The 7,244-nt window shown below is 63.5% G+C and carries 3 protein-coding genes and 1 pseudogene; all 4 read left to right on the plus strand.

The features are described from left to right. The first annotated feature begins 242 nt into the window (after positions 1–242). Complete coding sequence (locus WJW29_RS08585; RefSeq protein ID WP_011259484.1) at positions 243–3,146, plus strand: TIM-barrel domain-containing protein; 2,904 nt, start codon at positions 243–245, stop codon at positions 3,144–3,146. Between the two features lie 91 nt (positions 3,147–3,237). Next, positions 3,238–4,367: pseudogene (locus WJW29_RS08590) on the plus strand (glycoside hydrolase family 95 protein). Continuing rightward, positions 4,364–5,857 (plus strand): xylulokinase, encoded by a 1,494-nt coding sequence (gene xylB / locus WJW29_RS08595; RefSeq protein WP_011408872.1) that lies wholly within the window; start codon positions 4,364–4,366, stop codon positions 5,855–5,857. The pseudogene WJW29_RS08590 and the gene xylB overlap by 4 nt, the downstream one beginning before the upstream one ends. 48 nt (positions 5,858–5,905) lie before the next feature. Further along, entirely contained in the window at positions 5,906–7,243 is a 1,338-nt protein-coding gene (xylA, locus tag WJW29_RS08600) for a xylose isomerase (RefSeq protein WP_011259480.1), read from the plus strand. The last annotated feature ends 1 nt before the right edge of the window (position 7,244 follow it).

Raw genomic sequence — 7,244 nt, forward strand, 5'->3', positions numbered from 1 at the left:
AGCAGGTGTGCTGCTCGGTGGTGCGGGATGCAATGCGGTCGCACAGCCATGGGGCCGCCTGTTGGAAGGAAACAGTGGCCTACGGCAGCCTGCTTCCCGCCATGTGCTCAGCGCACGTGATTGCCCTTGTTGTCCTGTGACCTGCCAAGCGATACGTGGCAGCGCGCGCCCTCGCTTCCATCTGTGGCACATCGCTATAGCCTAGACCACCGTCGAGGTTGCGCAATTCCAAGGGAGTGACCATGCAAACCACCCTCCGTTCCGCCGGCGCCGCGCCTGCAAACCGGCGTACGCCGCTTGCCCACTGCCTGGCGCTGTCGCTGGCCCTGTTGGCCAATGCCGCGCATGCGCAGGAAGTACGCAAGGCCGCCGATGGCGTCACCGTGGTGCCGAGCGCCAAGGGCGCCGCACCGGTGCGCCTGCAAGTGGTCGACAGCGGCATCATCCGCGTCAGTGCGGATCCGGACGGCGACTTCGCCCGCAGCCCCAGCCTGATGCGCGTGCCGGTGCAGGGCGATGGCGCATTCCAGATTGCCGAGCAGGGCGACAGCGTGCAGCTGAAGACCGGCAAGGTCACCGCCACCGTGTCCACCGTGGATGGCCATGTCAGCTTTGCCGATGCCAACGGCAAGACGGTGCTGTCGGAAGTGGCCGGCGGGCGCAGCTTTGCGCCGCTGAAAGTGGAGGACAAGCAGTACCTGAGCGTGCGCCAGCGCTTCCAGTCGCCCGATGACGAAGCGTTGTACGGCTTCGGCCAGCATCAGCAAGGCTGGATGAACCAGAAGGGTCGCAACGTCGAGCTGCAGCAGAACAACATCGACATGGCGGTGCCGTACCTGGTGTCCAGCCGTCACTACGGCCTGCTGTGGGACAACAATGCGATCACCCGCCTGGGCGATCCGCGCGGCCTGCAGCCGCTGCCGAAAACGCTGAAGGTGTACGACGCCAAGGGCAAGGCCGGCGCGCTGACCGCACGCTACGCAATCAATGGCAAGCAGATCCTCGAGCGCCGCGAGAGCGAGGTGAACTACCAGTACCTCAGCAACCTGCCCAAGTACCCGAAGACGGCGATCACCAAGGACAAGAACAGCCGCATGCACGTCACTTGGGAGGGCGAAATCGAAGCGCTCACCGGTGGCGAACACACCTTCTCGCTGTATTCGAGCGAATACGCCAGGTTGTATGTGGACGGCAAGCTGGTCGTCGACCGCTGGCGCCAGAACTGGAACCCGTGGAATCACGAATTCACGCTCGATCTGCAGCCGGGCACGCGTCATACCGTCAAGCTCGAGTGGGACCTGATCGACCCCAGCTACATCGCGCTGCTGCACCGCGACCCGCTGCCGGCGGCCGAAGCCAAAGATCTGTCGTTGTGGTCCGAAGCCGGGCAGATGATCGACTATTACTTCGTTTCTGCCGATTCGTACGACCAGGCCGTTGCCGGCTATCGCGAACTCACCGGCAAGTCGGTGATGCTGCCCAAGTGGGCGTATGGCTTCTGGCAGAGCCGCGAGCGTTACAAGAGCCAGGACGAACTGGTGGGCGCGGTGGCCGAATACCGCAAGCGCAGATTGTCGCTGGACAACATCGTGCTCGATTGGTCGTACTGGCCGGAAAACGCATGGGGCTCGCATGATTTCGATCCCGGGCACTTCCCGGATCCCGATGGCATGGTCAAGGCCGTGCACGACATGCATGCGCAGATCATGATTTCGATCTGGCCCAAGTTCTATCCCACCACCGCCAACTACAAGGAACTGGACGCTGCCGGTTTCATGTTCAAGCGCAATGTGAAAGTGGGTGAACTGGACTGGATCGGCAAGGGCTACAAGAACTCCTTCTACGACCCATATTCGGAAAAGGCGCAGACCATGTACTGGCGCCAGATCGACGAAAAGCTCAACAGCAAGGGCTTCGATGCCTGGTGGATGGACGCCGACGAGCCGGACGTGCATTCCAACCTGGACATCGCCGAGCGCAAGGCACGGACTACGCCGAACGCGTTGGGCTCGTCCACCGAATACTTCAACTCCTACCCGTTGCCGCACACGCATGGCGTGTACGTGGGCGACCGTGCGGCCGACGACAAGCGCGTGTTCATCCTCTCGCGCAAGGGCTACGCCGGCACCCAGCGCAATGCTGTGGCGGTGTGGAGCGGCGACATCGTCTCGCGTTGGGACGATATGCGCGACCAGATCTCTGGTGGTGTGAACATGGCGCTGTCGGGCTTGCCCAACTGGACCTTCGACATCGGCGGCTTTGCGGTGGAGAAGCGCTACGAAGACCATGACCCGGCGCACCTGCCGGAATGGCGAGAGCTCAACACGCGCTGGTTCCAGTTCGGTGCGTTCGTGCCGATCTTCCGTTCGCACGGCCAGTTTCCGTACCGCGAAATCTGGAACATCGCTCCCGAAGGCACGCCGTTCTACGAGAGCATGGCGTACTACAACCGTTTGCGTTACGCGCTGCTGCCATACCTCTATAGCCTCGCCGGCGATACCTACCAGCGCGATGGCGTGATCATGCGCGGCATGATGATGGACTTCCCGAACGACCCAAAGGTCCGCGACATCAACGACCAGTACCTGTTCGGGCCGGCGTTCCTGGTCGCACCGGTGACCCGCTTCGGCGCCACCTCGCGGCAGGTGTATCTGCCGGCCGGCAGCAGCTGGCTGGATTTCGCTACCGGCAAGCGTTATGAAGGTGGCCAGAGCATCATTGCTGCCGCACCGATCGAACGCATGCCGCTGTTCGTGCGTGCCGGTTCCATCGTGCCGACCGGACCGGTGCAGGAATACGTGGACCAGAAGCCCGACGCACCGCTTACTGTAATGGTCTATACCGGTGCCGATGGCCAGTTCTCGCTGTATGAAGACGATGGCAAGGGCTACGGCTACGAGAAGGGCGAGTTCAGCCGCATTGCGCTGGTCTGGAGCCAGGCCAAGGGCGAGCTGAGCATCGGCAAGCGCGAGGGCAGCTGGACCGGCATGCAGGCCAAACGCACCATTAATGTGCGCTTCGTCGATGGCCCGCGCGACGATGCCGGTGCGCTGCAGCCCAAGACCGATACCAGCATCCAGTACGAGGGCAAGGCGGTCAGCGTGTTGCAGCGCAAGATTGCGTCCGGCAAAGCGCGTCGCCGATGATCGCAGGCTGTCTTCAGTCACCGAGTAAGCAGATGCCGGAACGTCGCAAGGCAGGCGCGGGCGGTTCCGGTCAGTCAGCACGGCGGTGGCCGTGCTGACCCCTCGCGAGCTGTGCAAGGCAACCGGGGACGCCATCGCGGTCCTGGGCGCCGTGCCGGCGGCGACACAGGCCGCGCAATCTTCGAAGAAGGCCGTGCTGCCGCCTGTTGCAGCGGCCGAGGCCCTGCAGCTGTGCTACCCCCAACCGGCCAACGAATGGGTGGAAGCCCTGCCGGTCGGCAATGGGCGATTGGGCGCGATGATGTGGGGCGGTATCGCCCACGAGCGCCTGCAACTCAACGAAGACACACTGTACGCAGGCGGGCCCTACGATGCCACCAGCCCGGACGCATTGGCGGCCTTGCCGCAGGTGCGTGCGCTGATCTTTGCAGGGCGCTATGCAGAAGCCGAACAACTGGCCGATGCCAAGCTGCTCTCGCGTCCGCTCAAGCAAATGCCGTATCAACCGTTGGGCGATCTGTTGCTGGATTTCGATCGCGCCGATGGCATTAGCGACTACCGCCGTCAGCTCGATCTGGACACTGCGGTGGCAACCACCACGTTCCGCTCCGGCGGCGCGGTGCATCGGCGCGAGGTGTTCGTCTCTGCGCAAGCGCAATGCATCGTGGTAGGCCTGTCGTGCGACCACCCTGGCGGTATTTCGTTGCGTGTGGGCATCGACAGCCCGCAAAACGGCGAGGTCACCGCCACGTCTCGCATCTGTACGCGTTGCATCCGTCCAGCCAGATCAAGCCGCGCGATCCTCCCGAACTGGCTGCCGCCGCACGGCGCTCGCTGGAAATCCGTGGCGACAACGCCACCGGCTGGGGCATGAGCTGGCGCCTGAACCTGTGGGCGCGGCCGGCCGATGGCGAGCATGCCTACCGCATCCTGCAACTGCTGATTTCGCCAGATCGTACTTATCCCCATCTGTTGGACGCACATCCGCCATTCCAGATCGACGGCAACTTCGGCAGCACCGCCGGCATTACCGAAATACTGCTGCAACGTTGGGCCGGCAGCGTGTTTCTGCTGCCGGCCTTGCCCAAGGCGTGGCGACGTGGCAGCGTGCGTGGCGGGCGCTATCAACTGTCCTACGCTGGGCAGACCCTGGACCTGGACCTGGGCGCAGGCCGCACCCAGCAAGTGGGACTCAACAACAACCGATGGGTGACGCAATGAGCTTGTACGTAGGACTGGATGTAGGCACGCAGAGCGTCAAGCTGGTGGCCTACGATCCGCAGGATCGCGCGGTGGTCGCCACCATCGCAGCGCCTATGGAGCTGATCAGCCGCGACGACGGCACCCGCGAGCAACAGGCGCAGTGGTGGATCGACGGCATCGTGCATTGCTTCGCGCAGCTCGAAGGCGGGTTGCGTGCACGCGTGCGCGGCATCTCCGTGTCGGGTCAGCAACACGGCTTTGTGCCGGTGGCAGCCGACGGCAGCGTCACCGCGCCGGTCAAGCTGTGGTGCGATACCAGCACTGCGCTGGAATGCGACGAAATCATGGATGCCGTTGGCGGCGCGGCCGGCAGCGTTGCGGCTGCAGGCAACCCCATCATGGCCGGCTACACCGCCTCCAAATTGCCGTGGACGCGCAAGCATCGCCCCGACGCGTATGCAGCGATGACCACGGTGATGCTGCCGCACGACTACATCAACTTCTGGCTGACCGGCGCGCGCTTTGCCGAAGTCGGCGATGCCTCCGGTACCGGCTGGCTGGACGTGCGCACGCGGCAGTGGTCCGAGCGCATGTTGCGTGCGGTCGACGCGCAACGCGACCTGCGCGATGCATTACCGCCGCTGGTGGAAACCGGCGCGGTCTATACGTTGTCCGATGCCGCTGCCCAGGCATTGAATTTGCCGGCCGGCGTGCGCGTCACCACCGGCGGTGGCGACAACATGATGGCCGCCATCGGCACCGGCAATGTGGTACCCGGGCGTCTGACCATGAGCCTTGGCACCTCCGGCACCTTGTTCGCTTACGCCGATCATCCGGTGGTGGACGATCAGGCACGCTGGGCCGCGTTCTGCTCCTCCAGCGGCGGCTGGTTGCCGTTGATCTGCACGATGAACTGCACGGTCGCCACCGAGGCGGTGATGCACATGTTCTCCATCACCCGCGCGCAGACCGAGGCAATGATCGCCGACACCGCACCAGGTGCGGACGGATTGGTATTGCTGCCGTTCTTCAACGGCGAGCGCACCCCGGATTTGCCGGCCGCGCGTGGCTGCCTGTTCGGCATGGATTTGCACAACACCACCGCCGCGCATTTTTATCGCGCCGCGATGGAAGGCGCTACCTACAGCCTGCGCAACGGCTTCGATGCCTTTGTTGCTGCGGGTTTGCAGTTCGATACCATCCTGCTCACCGGTGGCGGCAGCAAGAGCGCGCAGTGGCGGCAGATGGTGGCCGACATCTTCAACCTGCAGGTCGTGGTGCCAACCCAGCCCGAAGGTGCTGCGTTCGGTGCGGCACTGCAGGCATTGTGGGCTTGCGAGCGCGCCGATGGTGGCGATGCGGCGTTGGCGGATGTGGTGCTGGAGCACCTGCAGGTGGACGACGCGCTTGCCGCACAGCCCAACCCGCAGCGTGTGGCCCAGTATCAGCAGCACTATCAGACCTTCCTCAAGCACCTGCATGTCGTCAGCCCGCTCTACGCTAGCTGATCGATCGTTTTTTTTGAAACTTCCCCAGCAGTAAGGACGTCTCACCCCATGAGCAACACCGTCTACATCGGCGCGAAAGAATATTTCCCCGGCATCGGCAAGATCGGTTTCGAAGGCCGCGAGTCGGACAACCCGCTCGCGTTCAAGGTCTACGATGCCAACAAGACCATTGGCGACAAGACCATGGCCGAGCATCTGCGCTTTGCCGTGGCCTACTGGCACAGCTTCTGCGGCAATGGCGCCGATCCGTTCGGCCCGGGTACGCGTGCGTATCCGTGGGATGTGGGCAACAGCGCGCTGGCGCGGGCTGAAGCCAAATCCGATGCCGCGTTCGAGTTCTTCACCAAGCTCGGCGTGCCGTACTACTGCTTCCACGACATCGACCTGTCGCCGGATGCCGATGACATCGGCGAATACGAGAGCAACCTCAAGCACATGGTGGGTGTTGCCAAGCAGCGTCAGGCCGACACCGGCATCAAGCTGCTGTGGGGCACGGCCAATCTGTTCTCGCATCCGCGCTACATGAATGGTGCCTCGACCAACCCGGACTTCAACGTCGTCGCGCGTGCGGCGGTGCAGGTCAAGGCCGCGATCGATGCCACGGTGGAGCTGGGCGGCGAAAACTACGTGTTCTGGGGCGGCCGCGAAGGCTATGCCTGCCTGCACAACACGCAGATGAAGCGCGAGCAGGACAACATGGCGCGGTTCCTCACCCTGGCGCGCGACTACGGCCGCAGCATCGGCTTCACCGGCAACTTCCTGATCGAGCCAAAACCCATGGAGCCGATGAAGCATCAGTACGATTTTGATAGCGCGACCGTGATCGGTTTCCTGCGTCAGCACGGTCTGGATCAGGACTTCAAGCTCAACATCGAAGCCAACCACGCCACCTTGTCCGGCCATAGCTTCGAGCATGACCTGCAGGTCGCCTCCGATGCCGGCCTGCTGGGCAGCATCGATGCCAACCGCGGCAACCCGCAGAACGGTTGGGATACCGACCAGTTCCCGACCGATCTGTACGACACCGTTGGTGCGATGCTGGTAGTGCTGCGTCAGGGTGGCTTGGCACCGGGGGGGTTGAACTTCGATGCCAAGGTGCGTCGCGAATCGTCCGATCCGCAGGACCTGTTCCTGGCGCACATCGGCGGCATGGACGCGTTCGCACGCGGGCTGGAAGTGGCCAATGCACTGCTGACGTCCTCGCCGTTGGAGCAGTGGCGCGCCGAACGTTATGCCAGCTTCGACAATGGTACCGGCGCCGACTTTGCCGCAGGCAAGATCACGCTGGCGGATCTGGCCGCACATGCCGCCGGCAATGCGCCCAAGCAGATCAGCGGCCGCCAGGAAGCGTACGAAAACTTGATCAATCAGTATCTGACGCGTTGAT

This window comes from Xanthomonas sp. JL1 (assembly GCF_038405005.1).

Excerpts from the sequence above, each read along its gene's own strand:
- WJW29_RS08585 (WP_011259484.1), top strand. The coding sequence starts at position 243 with ATGCAAACCACCCTCCGTTCCGCCGGCGCCGCGCCTGCAAACCGGCGT.
- xylB (WP_011408872.1), top strand. The coding sequence starts at position 4,364 with ATGAGCTTGTACGTAGGACTGGATGTAGGCACGCAGAGCGTCAAGCTG.
- xylA (WP_011259480.1), top strand. The coding sequence starts at position 5,906 with ATGAGCAACACCGTCTACATCGGCGCGAAAGAATATTTCCCCGGCATC.